Origin of the sequence: Streptomyces candidus, from assembly GCF_014207445.1 — a bacterium.
Classification (GTDB): Bacteria; Actinomycetota; Actinomycetes; order Streptomycetales; family Streptomycetaceae; genus Streptomyces; species Streptomyces candidus.
In genome coordinates, this window is the sequence record NZ_JACHEM010000001.1 from 225,739 (window position 1) to 241,932 (window position 16,194).

At 72.2% G+C, this 16,194-nt stretch carries 17 protein-coding genes and 1 riboswitch; of the genes, 8 read left to right on the forward strand and 9 right to left on the reverse strand.

The genetic code is table 11. The features are described 5' to 3' along the window. Positions 1–42: 42 nt before the first annotated feature. The 5 genes from metF to HNQ79_RS00965 all read right to left on the reverse strand — a co-directional run bounded on the left by metF (position 43) and on the right by HNQ79_RS00965 (position 4,003). A complete protein-coding gene (metF, locus tag HNQ79_RS00945; protein WP_185025753.1) occupies positions 43–978 on the reverse strand; it encodes a methylenetetrahydrofolate reductase [NAD(P)H] in 936 nt (311 codons plus the stop codon). A 224-nt stretch (positions 979–1,202) separates the two neighbouring features. Further along, positions 1,203–1,853: a thiamine phosphate synthase gene (gene thiE / locus HNQ79_RS00950; protein ID WP_185026519.1), complete on the reverse strand. Its 651-nt coding sequence runs from the start codon at positions 1,851–1,853 to the stop codon at positions 1,203–1,205. 118 nt (positions 1,854–1,971) lie between these two features. Further along, positions 1,972–2,337: an Rv2175c family DNA-binding protein gene (locus tag HNQ79_RS00955; RefSeq protein ID WP_185025755.1), complete on the reverse strand. Its 366-nt coding sequence runs from the start codon at positions 2,335–2,337 to the stop codon at positions 1,972–1,974. Positions 2,338–2,409: 72 nt separating this feature from the next. Next, positions 2,410–3,618: an NAD(P)/FAD-dependent oxidoreductase gene (locus HNQ79_RS00960; protein WP_268253536.1), complete on the reverse strand. Its 1,209-nt coding sequence runs from the start codon at positions 3,616–3,618 to the stop codon at positions 2,410–2,412. Positions 3,619–3,646: 28 nt separating this feature from the next. Then, a complete protein-coding gene (locus HNQ79_RS00965; protein WP_185025757.1) occupies positions 3,647–4,003 on the reverse strand; it encodes an avidin-fold protein in 357 nt (118 codons plus the stop codon). A gap of 51 nt (positions 4,004–4,054) precedes the next feature. After that, positions 4,055–4,167: riboswitch (TPP riboswitch) on the forward strand. Here HNQ79_RS00965 and thiO point away from each other — a divergent pair. The 5 genes from thiO to HNQ79_RS00990 all read left to right on the forward strand — a co-directional run bounded on the left by thiO (position 4,165) and on the right by HNQ79_RS00990 (position 9,564). Beyond that, positions 4,165–5,358: a glycine oxidase ThiO gene (thiO, locus tag HNQ79_RS00970; RefSeq protein ID WP_185025759.1), complete on the forward strand. Its 1,194-nt coding sequence runs from the start codon at positions 4,165–4,167 to the stop codon at positions 5,356–5,358. Its footprint overlaps the riboswitch before it by 3 nt. Then, on the forward strand, positions 5,355–5,555 hold the full coding sequence (thiS, locus tag HNQ79_RS00975) for a sulfur carrier protein ThiS (RefSeq protein ID WP_185025761.1): 201 nt from the start codon (positions 5,355–5,357) through the stop codon (positions 5,553–5,555). The genes thiO and thiS overlap by 4 nt, the downstream gene beginning before the upstream one ends. A gap of 5 nt (positions 5,556–5,560) precedes the next feature. Next, entirely contained in the window at positions 5,561–6,355 is a 795-nt protein-coding gene (locus HNQ79_RS00980; protein WP_185025763.1) for a thiazole synthase, read from the forward strand. A 302-nt stretch (positions 6,356–6,657) separates the two neighbouring features. Further along, complete coding sequence (gene pknB, locus HNQ79_RS00985; RefSeq protein ID WP_185025765.1) at positions 6,658–8,556, forward strand: Stk1 family PASTA domain-containing Ser/Thr kinase; 1,899 nt, start codon at positions 6,658–6,660, stop codon at positions 8,554–8,556. 153 nt (positions 8,557–8,709) lie between these two features. Then, entirely contained in the window at positions 8,710–9,564 is an 855-nt protein-coding gene (locus HNQ79_RS00990) for a deoxyribonuclease IV (RefSeq protein ID WP_185026523.1), read from the forward strand. 47 nt (positions 9,565–9,611) lie between these two features. Here the strand turns inward: HNQ79_RS00990 and HNQ79_RS00995 are convergent, their stop codons facing one another. Further along, positions 9,612–10,244 carry a sulfite oxidase-like oxidoreductase gene (locus HNQ79_RS00995; RefSeq protein ID WP_185025767.1) on the reverse strand — a complete coding sequence of 211 codons (633 nt, stop codon included), beginning with the start codon at positions 10,242–10,244 and terminating at the stop codon, positions 9,612–9,614. 155 nt (positions 10,245–10,399) lie between these two features. Between HNQ79_RS00995 and bfr the strand changes: the two genes are divergently transcribed. Then, a complete protein-coding gene (bfr, locus tag HNQ79_RS01000; RefSeq protein WP_185025769.1) occupies positions 10,400–10,882 on the forward strand; it encodes a bacterioferritin in 483 nt (160 codons plus the stop codon). A gap of 7 nt (positions 10,883–10,889) precedes the next feature. On the opposite strand, the gene HNQ79_RS01005 is transcribed toward bfr, so the two are convergent. Both HNQ79_RS01005 and HNQ79_RS01010 read right to left on the reverse strand, forming a co-directional pair. Further along, complete coding sequence (locus tag HNQ79_RS01005) at positions 10,890–11,135, reverse strand: (2Fe-2S)-binding protein (RefSeq protein WP_185025771.1); 246 nt, start codon at positions 11,133–11,135, stop codon at positions 10,890–10,892. Positions 11,136–11,286: 151 nt separating this feature from the next. Further along, positions 11,287–12,639 (reverse strand): class II 3-deoxy-7-phosphoheptulonate synthase, encoded by a 1,353-nt coding sequence (locus HNQ79_RS01010; protein ID WP_185025773.1) that lies wholly within the window; start codon positions 12,637–12,639, stop codon positions 11,287–11,289. A 159-nt stretch (positions 12,640–12,798) separates the two neighbouring features. On the opposite strand from HNQ79_RS01010, the gene HNQ79_RS34710 reads away from it, so the two are divergent. After that, entirely contained in the window at positions 12,799–12,867 is a 69-nt protein-coding gene (locus tag HNQ79_RS34710; protein ID WP_373312447.1) for a trp operon leader peptide, read from the forward strand. 104 nt (positions 12,868–12,971) lie between these two features. Beyond that, positions 12,972–14,957, forward strand: coding sequence for an anthranilate synthase family protein (locus HNQ79_RS01020; protein ID WP_185025778.1), 1,986 nt, complete (start codon positions 12,972–12,974; stop codon positions 14,955–14,957). A 151-nt stretch (positions 14,958–15,108) separates the two neighbouring features. Here HNQ79_RS01020 and HNQ79_RS01025 read toward each other — a convergent pair whose 3' ends face one another. After that, positions 15,109–16,143, reverse strand: coding sequence for a 6-phosphofructokinase (locus HNQ79_RS01025; RefSeq protein ID WP_185026525.1), 1,035 nt, complete (start codon positions 16,141–16,143; stop codon positions 15,109–15,111). Positions 16,144–16,194 lie beyond the last annotated feature (51 nt).

The window sequence follows — 16,194 nt, forward strand, 5'->3', positions numbered from 1 at the left end:
CCCCTGATGGGCGCGGCGGCGCGAGTACAGCTGTGGTGACTGCTACGACTGCGCCGGCCGTGACGACTGGTCGTGCAGTCCGAGATTCTCGTAGATTTCGAGGGTCGCCGTCGAGTTGTTCAGCGTGATGAAGTGCATTCCCGGTACACCTTCGGCAAGCAGCGTCGCGCAGAACTCCGTGGCGAACTCGATGCCAATGGAGCGTACAGCGGCCGGATCGTCCTGGACCGCGAGCATCCGCTCCCGCACGGCATCCGGGAAGTGCGCGTTGCTGAGCTGCGGAAGCCTGTCCAGCTGTTTGACCAGCGTGACCGGCATCACCTCGGGGATGATGGGGGTGTCGCAGCCCGCCGCCTGGACGCGGTCCCGCATCCGCAGGTAGCTCTCGGGATCGAAGAACATCTGCGTGATGGCGTAGTCGGCGCCGGCCCGGCACTTCTCCACGAAGTACCGGATGTCGGAGTCCCAGCTCTCCGAGCGCGGGTGCATCTCCGGGAACGCGGCGACCCCCACGCAGAAGTCGCCGGACTCCTTGATGAGCCGGACCAGTTCCGAGGCGTACGTCACGCCTTCGGGGTGGCGGACCCATTCGCCCATCGGGTCGCCGGGCGGGTCGCCGCGCACGGCGAGGATGTTCCGGATTCCGGCATTGGCGAACTGCCCGATCATGTTGCGCAGCTGGGCGACGGAGTGGTCCACGGCGGTCAGGTGCGCGACGGGCGTGAGCGTGGAGTCGGAGGCGATCTTCTGGGTGGCCTTGACGGTGCCTTCGCGGGTGGAGCCGCCCGCTCCGTACGTCACGGACACGAAGCTGGGGGCCACCGCCTCGACCCGGCGCAGGGCGTTCCAGAGGTTCTGCTCACCCTTCGGGGTCCGGCGGGCCGAGAATTCGAAGGAGAACGACGTCTTTCCGGTCTCCAGAAGTTCACGCACCGTAACGGCGCGGTCGGTTCTGGTGGAAGCTGTGCCAAGGGCCATGCGGAGAGGTTAGCCAGGGGCATGGCGGAGCCCCAACCGAACGGGCACCAAAGATCTGTTATGTCGGATTCTTGTCCATCCTTCGGACAGTTTTCCGGTCACTCGTGCTGGGAACCCGGCCGGACGGCATCGGTCGAGGGCTTCCGTCCGCGCGTTCCCGGCCGCGCCTCCCGGCCGCGCCTCCCGGCCGGGCCCCGCGCCGCCCGCCGGGCCCCCGGCTGCGGCTAGCGGCCGAACGACCTGATGCGCCCGGCGAGTTCGGCGGTCGCGGCAGCGGGGTCGGCGGCCTCGGTGAGGGCCCGGACGACCACCACCCGGCGGGCGCCCGCGGCCAGCACCTCGTCGAGGTTGCCCGCGTCGATGCCGCCGATGGCGAACCAGGGGCGGTCCTGGCGGAGCGAGGCCGCGTACCGGACCAGGTCCAGGCCGGGGGCGTAGCGGCCGGGTTTGGTGGGGGTGGGCCAGCACGGTCCGGTGCAGAAGTAGTCCACGCCGCTCTCGGCGACGGCGGCGTCGACCTCGGACTCGGCGTGCGTGGAGCGGCCGACCACGACGTCCTGGCCGAGGATCGCGCGGGCGGCGGGCACCGGCAGGTCGCCCTGGCCCAGGTGCAGGACGTCGCTGCCCACGGCGTGCGCCACGTCGGCGCGGTCGTTCACGGCGAGCAGCTTGCCGTGCCGGCGGCAGGCGTCGGCGAAGACGGCCAGGTGCTCCAGCTCCTCGCCCGCCTCCATGCCCTTGTCGCGGAGCTGGACGATGTCGACGCCGTTGGACAGCACGGCGTCGAGGAACGCGGGGAGGTCTCCCTGCGCCTTGCGGGCGCCCGTGCAGAGGTAGAGCCGGGCGTCGGCGAGCTGGGCGCGAGGCGCGGGCAGCGTGGGCATGGTGCGGTGTCCCCCGTTCCGCGGGCGCCCGTAGGGGCTCCCGCCTGGCGGGCGTGCGTACGGCCCAGGGGCTGGGCCGGGACCGTAGGCACGCCCCGATCGGCTTGTGTCAGAGGGCCAGCGCCTGAGCGCGGCGCTTCACCTCCGTGCCGCGATTCTCGCTCAGGGCCTCGGCGGGGGTGCCGGGCAGGGTCGGGTCGGCGGTGAAGAGCCACTCCAGCATCTCCTCGTCGGAGAAGCCGTCGTCCTTCAGGACCGTCAGGAGGCCGGGCAGACCCTTGACGATCTTGTCGCCGTCGATGAAGGCGGCGGGCACCTGGAGCGCACGGTTCTCACCGCGCCGCACCGCGATGAGCTGGCCGTCCTTCACCAGCTGGCGCACCTTCGTCACCTCCAGGTCGAGCATCTCCGCGATGTCGGGGAGGTAGAGCCAGGCGGGTACGAGTGCATCGGTCTTTGCGTCAATCTCGGTCACAGGACAAGCCTGCCATCCAGGACCGACAGTCGGCACCCGGGACCGCCCGGAGCGCCCCTGCCGACGGCTGCGCTAGGGCTGTCGGACTGCCGCCTTCAGCGGTACGGAGGGGTCGGCGGCCAGCACCGGGTCGAGCGCGGCGCCCGCCTCGACCAGCTTGCGCCCCTGCGCCAGGTCCCGGGCGCGGCCCACCGCGAGCAGCGCCACGAGGGCCCCGTCACGGAGCCAGCAGACCGACCAGGAGGGGCCGGCCGCGTCGCCGCGCCAGATCATCGAGTCGGCGTCGGCGTGGTGGCCGATGTACTGCACGAAGCGGCCGAACTGCTCGGACCAGAAGTACGGCACGGGGTCGTAGACCAGCGGCGTGCCGCCCAGGATGTTCGCGGCGACCGCGCGGGGACCCTGGAGGGCGTTGTCCCAGTGGTGGACTAGCAGCCGGCGCCCGTAGCGCCGGGACGGGAAGGAGGCACAGTCCCCGACGGCGTACACGTCGGGAGCCGAGGTGCGCAGGTGCGCGTCGGCGGTGACGGAGCCGTCCGGCCCCAGTGCGATGCCGGAGCCCTCCAGCCAGGCCGTCGCGGGTCTGGCACCGATGCCGACGACGACGGCCCCGGCCGGGACGCGGCGTCCGTCGGCGAGCAGCACCGCCCCGGGCTCCACCGCGGCCACGCGCGCCTGGGTGAGGAGTTCCGCGCCGCCCTCGGTGTACCAGGCGGCCATGGGCCCGGCGATCCCGGCGGGCATCGTCCCGGCGAGCGGCCGGTCGGCGGCCTCCACGACGGTGACCCGGCAGCCCGCCTCGCGGGCGGCGGTGGTGAACTCGGCGCCGATCCAGCCCGCGCCGACCACCACCACGTCGCTCTGCGCGTCCAGCACCGGGCGCAGCCGGTGCGCGTCGTCCAGGGTGCGCAGCAGGTGGACACCGGGGGCGCCGACGGTGCCGGGCAGGGTGACGGGGTGAGCGCCGGTGGCCAGCACCAGGGCGTCGTACGGAACGGCCCCGCGCACGGTGTCGATCTCATGGTCGGCGGGCCGCACTCCGACGGCCTCGGTACCGAGCCGCAGGTCGACGCCGAGCGCCTCGAAGTCGACGTCGAAGGCGGAGCCCTCCGCCTTGCCCAGGAGCACCGCCTTGGACAGCGGGGGCCGGTCGTACGGGGGGTGCCGCTCGGCGCCGAGCAGCACGAGGGAGCCTCGGAAGCCCTGCTCGCGCAGGGCCACGGCGGTCTGCACTCCGGCCATTCCCGCGCCGACGACGACGATTCGTTTCTGCTCGCTCACTCGGCCACCTCAAGTATCTGACACAGTGTCAGGAATGCGCTTCCCCGTCCGCCTGCTCCTCGACCACGCTCGTACCGCTGCCCTCCTGGGATTCCCATGCCCAGCTCTCCTCCAGCCGAACGCGACCGTCCGGCAGGAGGGTGACCGCGGACAGACAGTGTCCGGAGGACGTGGTGCCGTCCGACTTCAGCTGTACGTACCTGAAGTCCAGCCGGTCGCCCTCCCGGGTGCCGACGAGATGTCCCCGCACGATGTCGCCGCCCGTGTACTCGGCCCAGATCAGGCCGTCCTGTTCGTGGTAGGCGAAGCGGGTGCGGGTGCCGACCTGTCCGGGGGCCTGGTCGGCGACCGGGGCGAGGACGAGTCCGTCGAGCGAGCGGGGCACGGGGGCGCTCCCTTACGGGCCGTTGTGGCGAACGTCTAGTCTGGTCACCGTACAAGCACTCACGGGAGCCCGGCTGACCGGGCTGAGAGGGAGGCTGACCAGGCCTCCGACCGTACGAACCTGATCCGGGTCATGCCGGCGAAGGGAGGGGCTGGACGCCCATGCATTCCTCTGAGCAACGCCCGTACGACGTCCTGGTGATCGGCGGCGGGATCATCGGCCTCGTGACGGCCTGGCGGGCCGCACAACGGGGCCTGCGCACCGCGCTCGCCGACCCCGAGCCGGGCGGCGGCGCCGCACAGGTGGCGGCCGGCATGCTGGCCGCCGTCACCGAACTCCACTACGGCGAGCAGACCCTGCTCGGCCTCAACCTCGCGTCCGCGCGCCGCTATCCGCAGTTCGTCGCCGAACTGGAGGAGGCCAGTGGGCTGGACACCGGTTACCGCGCGTGCGGCACCCTGGCCGTGGCCCTGGACGCCGACGACCGGGCCCACCTGCGCGAACTGCACGCCCTGCAACGGCAGTCGGGGCTCACGTCCGAGTGGCTGAGCGGGCGCGACTGCCGCCGTCTGGAGCCGATGCTCGCCCCGGGGGTGCGCGGTGGCCTGCGGGTCGACGGCGACCACCAGATCGACCCGAGGCGGCTTGCCGCTGCCCTCCTGGCCGCCTGCGAGCGGGGCGGAGTGGCCTTGTACCGGACGACCGCCGAGCGGCTGTCCGTGGTACGGGAGCGGGCGGCGGGCGCTCTGCTGGCGGACGGCACCGAGGTGGTCGCCGACCAGGTGGTACTGGCCGCCGGGTCGCTCAGCGGGCGGCTGGCGGGTGTACCCCCGGAGGTCCTGGTGCCGGTGCGCCCGGTGAAGGGGCAGGTGCTGCGACTGACGGTGCCCCGCGCGTACGCGCCGTTCCTGAACCGCACGGTGCGCGCGGTGGTGCGCGGCAGCCACGTCTACCTGGTGCCCCGGGAGAACGGTGAGCTGGTCGTCGGCGCCACCACCGAGGAACTGGGCTGGGACACCACGGTCACGGCGGGCGGCGTGTACGAGCTGCTGCGCGACGCGCACGAGCTGGTGCCCGGCATCACCGAGCTGCCCCTCACCGAGACCCGGGCCGGACTGCGGCCCGCCTCCCCCGACAACGCCCCGCTGCTCGGTCCGACCGCCCTGCCGGGGCTGCTGCTCGCCACCGGCCACTACCGCAACGGAGTGCTGCTCACCCCCGTCACCGGGGACGCGATGGCGACGGTGCTGACGACCGGCGAGCTCCCGCAGGAGGCCCGGCCGTTCACCCCGCGCCGCTTCCCCGCCGTACCCCCACCGCCCGCCCCCTCCGTACGACAGGAGCAGCTCGTATGAACGTGTCCGTGAACGGCGAGCCGCGCGCACTGTCCGCCGGTACGACCCTCGGCGACCTCGTCGCGACCCTCACGCGCGCACACGCGGGCGTGGCCGCGGCGCTCAACGAGACAGTGGTGCCGCGAGGCCGCTGGGCGGACACCGCCCTCGGCGACGGCGACCGCGTCGAAGTACTCACCGCAGTCCAGGGAGGCTGAACACCATGGCCGACGACCTCTTCGAACTGGGCGGCGTGTCCTTCTCGTCCCGGCTGATCATGGGGACGGGCGGTGCGCCCAGCCTGGACGTACTGGAACGCTCGCTGACCGCCTCCGGCACCGAACTCACGACGGTGGCCATGCGGCGGCTCGACCCCTCAGTGCAGGGCTCGGTGCTGTCCGTGCTGGAACGGCTCGGCATCCGCGTCCTGCCGAACACCGCCGGCTGCTTCACGGCGGGCGAGGCGGTGCTCACCGCACGACTGGCGCGGGAGGCGCTGGGCACCGACTGGGTGAAGCTGGAGGTCATCGCCGACGAGCGGACCCTGCTGCCCGACCCGGTGGAACTCCTCGACGCCGCGGAGGTACTGGTGGACGACGGCTTCACCGTGCTGCCGTACACGAACGACGACCCGGTGCTCGCGCGGAAGCTGGAGGACGTGGGGTGCGCGGCGGTCATGCCGCTCGGCTCGCCCATCGGCTCCGGGCTCGGCATCCGCAACCCGCACAACTTCGAGCTGATCGTGGAGCGGGCGGGGGTGCCGGTGATCCTCGACGCGGGGGCGGGCACCGCGTCCGACGCGGTGCTGGCGATGGAGCTGGGCTGCGCGGGGGTGATGCTGGCGTCGGCGGTGACGCGGGCGCAGGAACCGGTGCTGATGGCGGAGGCGATGCGGCACGGGGTCGAGGCGGGGCGGCTGGCGTACCGGGCGGGGCGGATCCCGCGGCGGCACTTCGCGGAGGCTTCGTCGCCGGGGGAGGGCAGGGCGAGGCTGGATCCGGAGCGGCCGGCGTTCTGAGGGGGCGGAGTCGGCTGGGGCGCGGTGGCCGCCGGGGGCCGGGGGCGGCTGGGTACGGGGAGCGGTGGCGGCCGGTATACGGGGGGACGCGGGGCGTGGGGCGGGGGGTGCACCTTCGGTGGGGGCCGCCCCCTGGCCCGCCCGTTCCGCCCCCGGGGGCGGCCCCGCCGCCCAAGGGCGCTGGCGCTACCGGCGGGGGCGGGGCGATGTGAGTGGTATGGCCCTGTTACAGGTCGGCTTCAGTCCGGGGGCGGGGCGGGATCGCCGGCCGGTCCGCACGTACCGGCTCGTAGACTCCCTCCGTGGACACGACCCTTGAAGACCCCCTCGTCGGGCACCTGCTCGACGGCCGCTATCGCGTCGAGGCACGCATCGCCGTCGGCGGGATGGCCACGGTCTACCGGGCCGTCGACACCCGCCTCGACCGTGTGCTCGCCCTCAAGGTGATGCACCCCGCCCTCGCCGCGGACGCCTCCTTCGTGGACCGCTTCATCCGCGAGGCGAAGTCCGTGGCGCGTCTCGCGCACCCGAACGTGGTGGGCGTCTTCGACCAGGGCGCCGACGGCGCGTACGTCTACCTGGCGATGGAGTACATCGCGGGCTGCACTCTGCGCGACGTCCTGCGCGAGCGCGGCGCCCTCCAGCCGCGGGCCGCGCTGGACATCCTGGAGCCCGTGCTGGCCGCGCTCGGCGCCGCGCACCGGGCCGGGTTCGTGCACCGGGACATGAAACCGGAGAACGTCCTGATCGGCGACGACGGCCGGGTGAAGGTCGCCGACTTCGGTCTCGTGCGGGCCGTGGACACCGTCACCAGCTCCACCGGATCGCTCCTGGGCACGGTCTCCTACCTCGCTCCCGAGCAGATCGAGCACGGCACCGCCGACACCCGCGCCGACGTGTACGCGTGCGGAGTCGTCCTGTACGAAATGCTGACCGGTACGAAGCCGCACTCCGGCGGCACCGCCGCCCAGGTGCTCTACCAGCACCTCAACAAGGACGTTCCGCCGCCGTCGGCCGCGGTGCCGGGGCTGGCGCCCGAACTGGACGGACTGGTCGGCGAGGCCACCGCCCGCGACCCGGAGGCCCGCCCGTTCGACGCGGTCGCCCTGCTCGGACTGGCCAGGACGGCGCGCGCGGCCCTCGGCGACGAGCAGTTGGACCTCGTACCCCCGCAGGCGAAGCCGGAGGCTCCGGCGGTCGGTCCCGAGGAGCGCACCAGCGTGATCCCGCGCACGCTGCCCACCGAGCGGCACACCAGCCGGCTGCCGCGGCCGGAGCCCGACCCGTCCCGCGCGACGTCGCGGCGTGCCCTGCCCACCCGGCGGGGACTGGCCCTGGTCGTGGCGGCGGTGCTGCTGGCCCTGGTGGGCACCGGGGTCTGGTACATCAACTCCGGGCAGTTCACGCAGGTCCCGGCACTGCTCAGCCAGTCGGAGAAGGACGCACGGGCGAAGCTGTCGGCGGCCGGGCTCGACGTGAAGGGCGTGGAGCGGAAGTTCAGCGACACCGTCACGCGCGGCACGGTCATGGACAGCGATCCGGCGCCCGGCTCACGCATCCGCCACAACGGGTCGGTGACGCTGGTCCTTTCCCGGGGCCCCGAGATAGTGAAGGTCCCGGACGTGAAGCGGATGCCGCTGGCGAAGGCGAGGAACGAACTCAAGGACGCCGGCCTCGCACCCGGCGTCGTCACCAGGGCGTTCAGCGAGGACGTCCCCCTGGGCACGGTCATCAGCACCGAGCCGCGTGCGGGCACCGGCCGCGCACCCGACACCGCGGTGGCGATCGTCGTGAGCAAGGGCGCGCCGGTGGACATGCCGACGGTGACCGGGCAGGGCGTCGAGGACGCCACCGCCACCCTGGAGGGCCTCGGGCTGAAGGTCGACGTCGCGCCCGGGCAGGTCCACTCCCCCGCCGAGGCGGGCAAGGTGGCACGGCAGTCGGTCCCCGCGGGCACCAGGCTCGGCCAGGGCGAGCGCGTGACGCTCACCGTCTCCAAGGGGCCGCGGATGGTCGCGGTGCCGGACGTCCTCGGCAAGCAGGCGGACGAGGCGGCCCGGGTGCTGAAGGAGGCGGGTTTCCAGGTCGAGGTCGAACGGCCGCTCCTGTCCTTCAGCAAGGTCATCGAGAAGCAGTCGGTCTCCGGCGGTTCGCAGGCCCCCGAGGGCAGCACGATCACCGTCACCACGAAGATCCTCTAGCGGGGTCCGGGCGAGCACGACGGCGGGGGGCACGGCGCGGGTGCGGCATCCTGGAGGGTGATGAGCACCGCAGAAGTCCCCACCCCGTTCCCCGCCGGCACCCCGACCGCGCACGTCCCGTCGGCCCGTGTCCCGGCCGGCCACGATCCCGCCCTGCGCAACCCGGTCGGCGGCCATGTCCCCGTCGCCGGAGGGCTCGCCTCGACCGGGCTGCCGTACGCCCGGGAGGTGGGCGCCGAGGCCGTGCAGGTCTTCGTCGCCAATCCGCGCGGCTGGGCGACGCCGCTCGGGAACCCGGCGCAGGACGAGCTGTTCCGTGCCGCCTGCGCCGCCGAGCGCATCCCGGCGTACGTCCATGCCCCCTACCTGATCAACTTCGGTTCGCACACCGCGGCCACGGTCGAGCGGTCCGTGGAGTCGCTGCGGCACTCCCTGCGCCGGGCCCGCGCCATCGGCGCGCTGGGGGTCGTCGTGCACACCGGGTCGGCGACCGGCGGACGCCCCCGTGCGGAGGCCCTCGCGCAGGTACGGACGCACCTACTGCCGCTGCTGGACGAGCTGACCCACGACGACGACCCGTACCTGCTGCTGGAGTCGACGGCCGGCCAGGGCTTCTCGCTGTGCTCGCGGACCTGGGACTTCGGTCCGTACTTCGACGCCCTGGACCACCACCCGAAGCTCGGGGTCTGCCTGGACACCTGCCACATCTTCGCGGCGGGCCACGATCTGGCGGGGCCGGGCGGGATGAAGCAGACCCTGGACCTGCTGGTGGACACGGTCGGTGAGGGGCGTCTGAAGCTGATCCACGCCAACGACTCCAAGGACGTCACGGGCGCGCACAAGGACCGGCACGAGAACATCGGCGCGGGGCACATCGGCGAGGAACCGTTCCGCGAGCTGTTCTCGCACCCGGCGACCCAGGGGGTGCCGCTGGTCATCGAGACGCCGGGCGGCAAGGAGGGGCATGCGGCGGACGTGGCGCGGCTCAAGGGCCTGCGCACGTTCTGAGCGACTTCCGCCCCGGCCGGCCGGAGCCCGTGCAGGCGGCCCGGCCGCTACAGCTCGGGCCCGTCCCCCGGCTCCTCCTGGTACGAGTAGCGCTGTTCGCGCCAGGGGTCGCCGATGTTGTGGTAGCCGCGTTCCTCCCAGAAACCACGGCGGTCCGCCGTCATGTACTCGATGCCGCGGACCCACTTGGGGCCCTTCCAGGCGTACAGGTGCGGGATCACCAGGCGCAGCGGGAAACCGTGCTCGGCGGTGAGCAGGTCCTCGCCCTTGTGGGTGGCGAAGATGGTGCGCGGGTCGGTGAAGTCCTCGATGCGGACGTTGGCGCTGTAGCCGTACTCGGCCCAGACCATGACGTGTGTGACCTTCGGGGCCGGGGGGGCCAGTTCCAGGACCGTCCGGGCGGCGACGCCACCCCATTCGGCCCCCAGCATGCTGAACTTCGTCACGCAGTGCAGATCCGCGAGCACCGTCGTGAAGGGCAGTGCGGAGAACGCCTCGTGGTTCCAGCAGCGTTTCTCGCCGTCCGCGGTCGCGCCGAAGACGCGGAACTCCCAGCGCTCCGGCTTGAACTTGGGGACGGGCCCGTAGTGGGTGACCGGCCAACCGCGCTGGAGCCGCTGTCCCGGCGGAAGCTCGGAGTGCTCGATTGCGCGGTGTTCCCGGCTTTCCGGCTGACCCATGCCTCCCATGGTGACAGACGGCGAGGGGTGGTCATGACCGGGTCTGGGCCGATTCGGGCAACTCCTACTAAGCATGCACTTACTGGACGTCTTCCGAGCTGCGGTGCGAGGATGCGCGCAATCTGCCCGGCCACCCCCTGGAAGGAGCCCCAGCGATGCAGGGCGACCCCGAGGTCATTGAATTTCTCAACGAGCAGCTGACCGCCGAACTGACGGCGATCAACCAGTACTTCCTTCACGCGAAGATGCAGGACAACTTCGGCTGGACCAAGCTGGCGAAGTACACGCGGGCCGAGTCGTTCGACGAGATGAAGCACGCGGAGATCCTCACCGACCGCATCCTTTTCCTGGAGGGTCTGCCCAACTACCAGCGGCTCTTCCACGTCCGGATCGGGCAGACGGTCACCGAGATGTTCCAGGCGGACCGGCAGGTCGAGGTCGAGGCGATCGACCGGCTGAAGCGCGGCGCGGAGGTCATGCGCGCCAAGGGCGACATCACGTCGGCCAATATCTTCGAGGACATCCTCGCGGACGAGGAGCACCACATCGACTACCTGGACACCCAGCTGGAGCTGGTCGAGAAGCTCGGCGAGCCGCTCTACATCGCCCAGCTGATCGAGCAGCCGAGCGAGGCCTAGCAGCCCCTCAGGCGGCCTCGTCCAGGGCCACCCGGCCCGGCTGCTCCGCGACGGCGGACAGCTCGTGCTTGGCGATCAGTTCGCGGCGCGGGCAGGCCCCGCGGCCGAGCAGGCCCTGGATCGTACGGACGCAGTTGCCGCAGTCCGTGCCGGCCTTGGTGACGGAGGCTATCTGGCGCGGGGTGCACGCTCCGGCGGCGGCGTGGGCCTTGATCTGCTGGTCGGTCACGCCGAAGCAGGAGCAGACGAACACGCGGACACCTCGATCCCTCGGCCGGGCCGGTTCATGGTCAGGTAAACCTCACCTTACCTGGCTTGCCGTATTCGTAAAGACCCTGGCCGCACATGACGGAGGGGCACGGATCACATGGATCCGTGCCCCACTGTCGTACGTCCCCCGGGGGCTACTGGTCGCGGTACATCTCCGCCACCAGGAACGCCAGGTCGAGCGACTGGCTGCGGTTGAGCCGGGGGTCGCAGGCCGTCTCGTAACGCTGGTGCAGGTCGTCGACGAAGATCTCGTCGCCGCCGCCCACGCACTCCGTGACGTCGTCGCCGGTGAGCTCGACGTGGATGCCGCCCGGGTGGGTGCCCAGGCCCTTGTGCACCTCGAAGAAGCCCTTGACCTCGTCGAGCACGTCGTCGAAGCGGCGCGTCTTGTGGCCGGAGACGGCCTCGTAGGTGTTGCCGTGCATCGGGTCGGTGATCCAGGCGACGGTCGCGCCGGACGCGGTGACCTTCTCGACCAGGTCGGGCAGCTTGTCGCGGACCTTGTCGGCGCCCATCCGGACGATGAAGGTCAGCCGGCCGGGCTCGCGGTCCGGGTCCAGCTTGTCGATGTAGCCGAGCGCCTCGTCCACGGTGGTCGTGGGGCCGAGCTTGATGCCGATCGGGTTGCGGATCCGGGAGGCGAACTCGATGTGCGCGCCGTCCATCTGCCGGGTGCGCTCACCGATCCACACCATGTGACCGGAGGTGTCGTACAGGGTGCCGGTGCGGGAGTCCACGCGGGTCAGCGCGGCCTCGTAGTCCAGCAGCAGCGCCTCGTGCGACGCGTAGAACTCCACGGTGCGGAACTCCGCCGGGTCGGTCCCGGCGGCCTTCATGAAGTTCAGCGCGTTGTCGATCTCGCGGGCGAGCTGCTCGTAGCGCTGGCCGGACGGCGAGTTCTTCACGAAGTCCTGGTTCCAGGCGTGCACCTGGCGCAGGTCCGCGTAACCGCCGGTGGTGAAGGCGCGCACGAGGTTGAGGGTGGAGGCGGACGCGTTGTACATCCGCTTCAGCCGCTCGGGGTCCGGGATGCGGGCCTCTTCGGTGAAGGCGAAGCCGTTCACCGAGTCGCCGCGGTACGTCGGCAGGGTCACGCCGTCGCGGGTCTCGGTCCCCTTGGAGCGCGGCTTGCTGTACTGGCCGGCGATCCGGCCCACCTTGACGACGGGCACGGACGCGGCGTACGTCAGCACGGCGCCCATCTGGAGAAGCGTCTTGAGCTTGTTGCGGATGTGGTCGGCCGACACGGCGTCGAATGCTTCCGCGCAGTCGCCGCCCTGGAGCAGGAACGCCTCGCCCTTGGCGACGGCTCCCAGTCGGGCGCGCAGCTGGTCGCACTCGCCCGCGAAGACGAGCGGCGGATACGATTCGAGGTCCGCGACAACATCGCGCAGCGCCTCGGCATCGGGGTACTCGGGCTGCTGCGCCGCAGGAAGGTCGCGCCAGGTGTTGCCACCGTTGAGGGTGGTCTTCGCGTTCACGGTCACCCGGCCACCCTACGGGGTGCGGCCCGGTGCTCCGCGCCCCGCTCACAAGGTGAGACGTGCGGTCCACGGCCGGTGGAGCCCCGGCGTGCCGGAGCGGGACGGGCCGGCACCCCTTCTCGTTCACCGCGTCCGGTCCGTGCGTGGGGTAGGGTGCGCCACATGTTCGCGCCGAAGAACCAGACCCGCACGCAGAACTGGTGGTGGACCGCTCATCCGGCGGCCCACTGATCGCGCGTACATCCACTGACGCACAGGCCGCCCCAGGAGGGCGGCCTTTCTGCGTTGCAGGGCCGTTCCTCCAGCTCCCGCCCCTTCCTGGAAGGAACCGCCCGATGCTCGCGCACCCCCTCCCCGAGACCCTCCTGCCCCGGCTCGCCGCCTGCGACGGCCCGCCCTTCGCCCTGCTGCGCCGCCGGGCCCCGGGCCGCGACCACGACACCGTCGAGGTGCTGATCGGCTCCGTGCACGAGGCGCAGCGGCTGGCGGACCTGCCGGTCGGCGGGGAGGGGCTGCCGACGCTCGCCCTCGTCCCGTTCCGGCAGATCGCGGAGCGCGGCTTCGACGTGCGGGACGACGGGACGCCGTTGAGCGTGCTGGTCGCGCAGGAGGCGTACGAGCTGCCCCTGGAGGGGGTGCTGTCCGCGCTTCCCTCGCACGAGGTGCACGTGGAGAGCGGCGGTTTCGACGTCGCGGACAAGGAGTACGAGGAGATCGTCCGGCGTGTCGTGGACGGCGAGATCGGGCGCGGCGAGGGCGCCAACTTCGTGATCCGGCGCACGTACACGGGGAACATCCCGGGCTTCGGACGCGCCGACGCGCTCGCGCTCTTCCGCCGGCTGCTCGACGGGGAGCGGGGCGCGTACTGGACGTACGTCGTGCACACGGGGGACCGCGTGCTGGTGGGCGCGAGCCCCGAGGTGCACGTGCGGATGTCCGGCGGGACGGTGGTGATGAACCCGATCAGCGGCACCTACCGCTACCCGGCCGACGGTCCCACGCCCGAGGACCTGCTCGACTTCCTCGCCGATCCGAAGGAGACCGAGGAGCTGTCGATGGTCGTGGACGAGGAACTCAAGATGATGTGCACCGTCGGCGACATGGGCGGGGTCGTGGTCGGTCCGCGGCTCAAGGAGATGGCGCACCTCGCGCACACGGAGTACGAACTGCGGGGGCGCAGTTCGCTGGACGTGCGGGAGGTGCTGCGCGAGACGATGTTCGCGGCGACGGTGACGGGCTCGCCGGTGCAGAACGCGTGCCGGGTGATCGAGCGGCACGAGGTGGGCGGGCGCGGCTACTACGCGGGGGCGCTGGCTCTGCTCGGCCGCGACGCGACGGGCGCGCAGACCCTCGACTCGCCGATCCTCATCCGTACCGCCGACATCCGTCCCGGCGGGCGGCTGCGGGTGCCGGTCGGCGCCACCCTCGTACGGAACTCCGACCCGGCCGGGGAGGTCGCGGAGACGCACGCCAAGGCGGCGGGGGTGCTGGCCGCGCTGGGGGTGCGCCCTGGGCGTCCGCGCGAGGAGTCGGTACGTCCTCTCCTCGCGGACGACGCGCGGGTGCGGGCGGCGCTGGACGGGCGGCGGGCCCACCTCGCGCCGTTCTGGCTGAGGATGCAGGAACGCACCCGTACTCTGTCCGGACACGCACTGGTGATCGACGCCGAGGACACCTTCACCGCGATGCTCGCGCACGTCCTGCGCGCCTCCGGCCTTGAGGTGTCCGTGCGCCGCTACGACGAGCCGGGGCTGCGGGAGGCGGCACTCGGGCATCCGGGTCCGGTCGTGCTGGGGCCCGGTCCGGGAAACCCCGCGGACGCGGACGACCCGAAGATGCGGTTCCTGCGGACGCTGACGGCGGACCTGTTGCGCGAGGCGCGGCACGGGGTGCTCGGGGTGTGCCTGGGGCATGAACTGATCGCGGCGGAACTGGGCCTGGCGGTCGTGCGCAAGAGGGTGCCGTACCAGGGGGTGCAGGAGACGGTCGATCTGTTCGGACGGCCCGAGACGGCCGGCTTCTACAACAGCTTCACGGCGGTCTGCGACGACGCGGAGGCGGCCGAGCTGGCGGCACACGGCATCGAGGTGGCCAGGGGCGCCGGGGACGCGGGGAGCCGCAGTGAGACGCGGGACGCCGGGGACGCGGGGGCAGGCGGCGACGTGGGCCCCGCGGGCCCGGGCGAGGTGCACGCGCTGCGCGGTCCCGGTTTCGCCTCCGTGCAGTTCCACCCGGAGTCGGTGCTCAGCATGCGGGGGACGGCGGTGGTGACGGACCTGCTGGCAGGGGTGGCGGCAGCGGTCGCCCGCTCGGCCGACTGATCCCGCACCTCTGCGCACCGGCGCGGCCGGGACCTCCTTCCCGGCCGCGCCCGGTGCGCACCCGCGCCGAGCCGGTGACGGCATCCCCGGAACGACGCCCGCCACCCTCTCCGGCGCGTGACTCCCGGGCCCCTCGCACGGCCCCGGGCGTTCAGCCGAAGAAGACCTCCGCCTCCGCGTACAGCTGTGCCGGCACCGTCTTCAGCGTCGCCGTCGCCTCCCCGATCGGCACCCGCACGATGTCCGTGCCGCGCAGTGCCACCATCGTCCCGTAGTCCCGCTCGTGCACCGCGTCGATCGCGTGCAGCCCGAAGCGGGTGGCGAGCCAGCGGTCGAAGGCGCTGGGCGTGCCGCCGCGCTGGACGTGCCCGAGGACGGTCGTACGGGCCTCCTTGCCGGTCCGCTTCTCCACCACTCCCGCCAGCCACTCCCCCACGCCCGACAGCCGCACATGTCCGAAGGCGTCCCGCGTGCCGTCCTTCAGCACCATGTCGCCGTCCTTGGGCACCGCACCTTCGGCCACCACGACTATCGGCGCGTACGAGGACGTGAAACGCGAGGTGATCCAGCCGCAGACCTGCTCGACGTCGAAGGGGCGCTCGGGCACGAGGATGACGTTGGCGCCGCCCGCGAGTCCGGAGTGCAGGGCGATCCAGCCGGAGTGGCGGCCCATCACCTCCACCACCAGGACCCGCATGTGGGACTCGGCGGTGGTGTGCAGCCGGTCGATGGCCTCCGTCGCGATGGACACGGCGGTGTCGAACCCGAAGGTGTAGTCGGTGGCGGAGAGATCGTTGTCGATGGTCTTGGGGACGCCGACGCAGTTGATCCCGTACTCGCCCCAGAGCCGGGCGGCGACGCCGAGGGTGTCCTCGCCGCCGATCACGATCAGGGCCTCCACGCCGTGCCGGGCCATGGTGGCCTGCATGCGGCGCACGCCGTCCGCGCCGTCGCTGAGGGGGTTGGTACGGGAGGAGCCGAGGACGGTGCCGCCCCGGGGCAGGATGCCGCGGACGGAATCGATGCCCAGGCGCACCGTGCGGTGGTCGTCGAGGACACCTCGCCAGCCGTCCCTGAAGCCCACGAACTCGTGTCCGTAGCGCTGGACGCCCTTGCGGACGACGGCCCGGATGACCGCGTTGAGCCCCGGGCAGTCGCCTCCCCCGGTCAGTACTCCGACCTTCATGGCACCGTGCGTCCGCATGTGCGGGTCCCTTCGCCGCGCCGAGCACTGGGA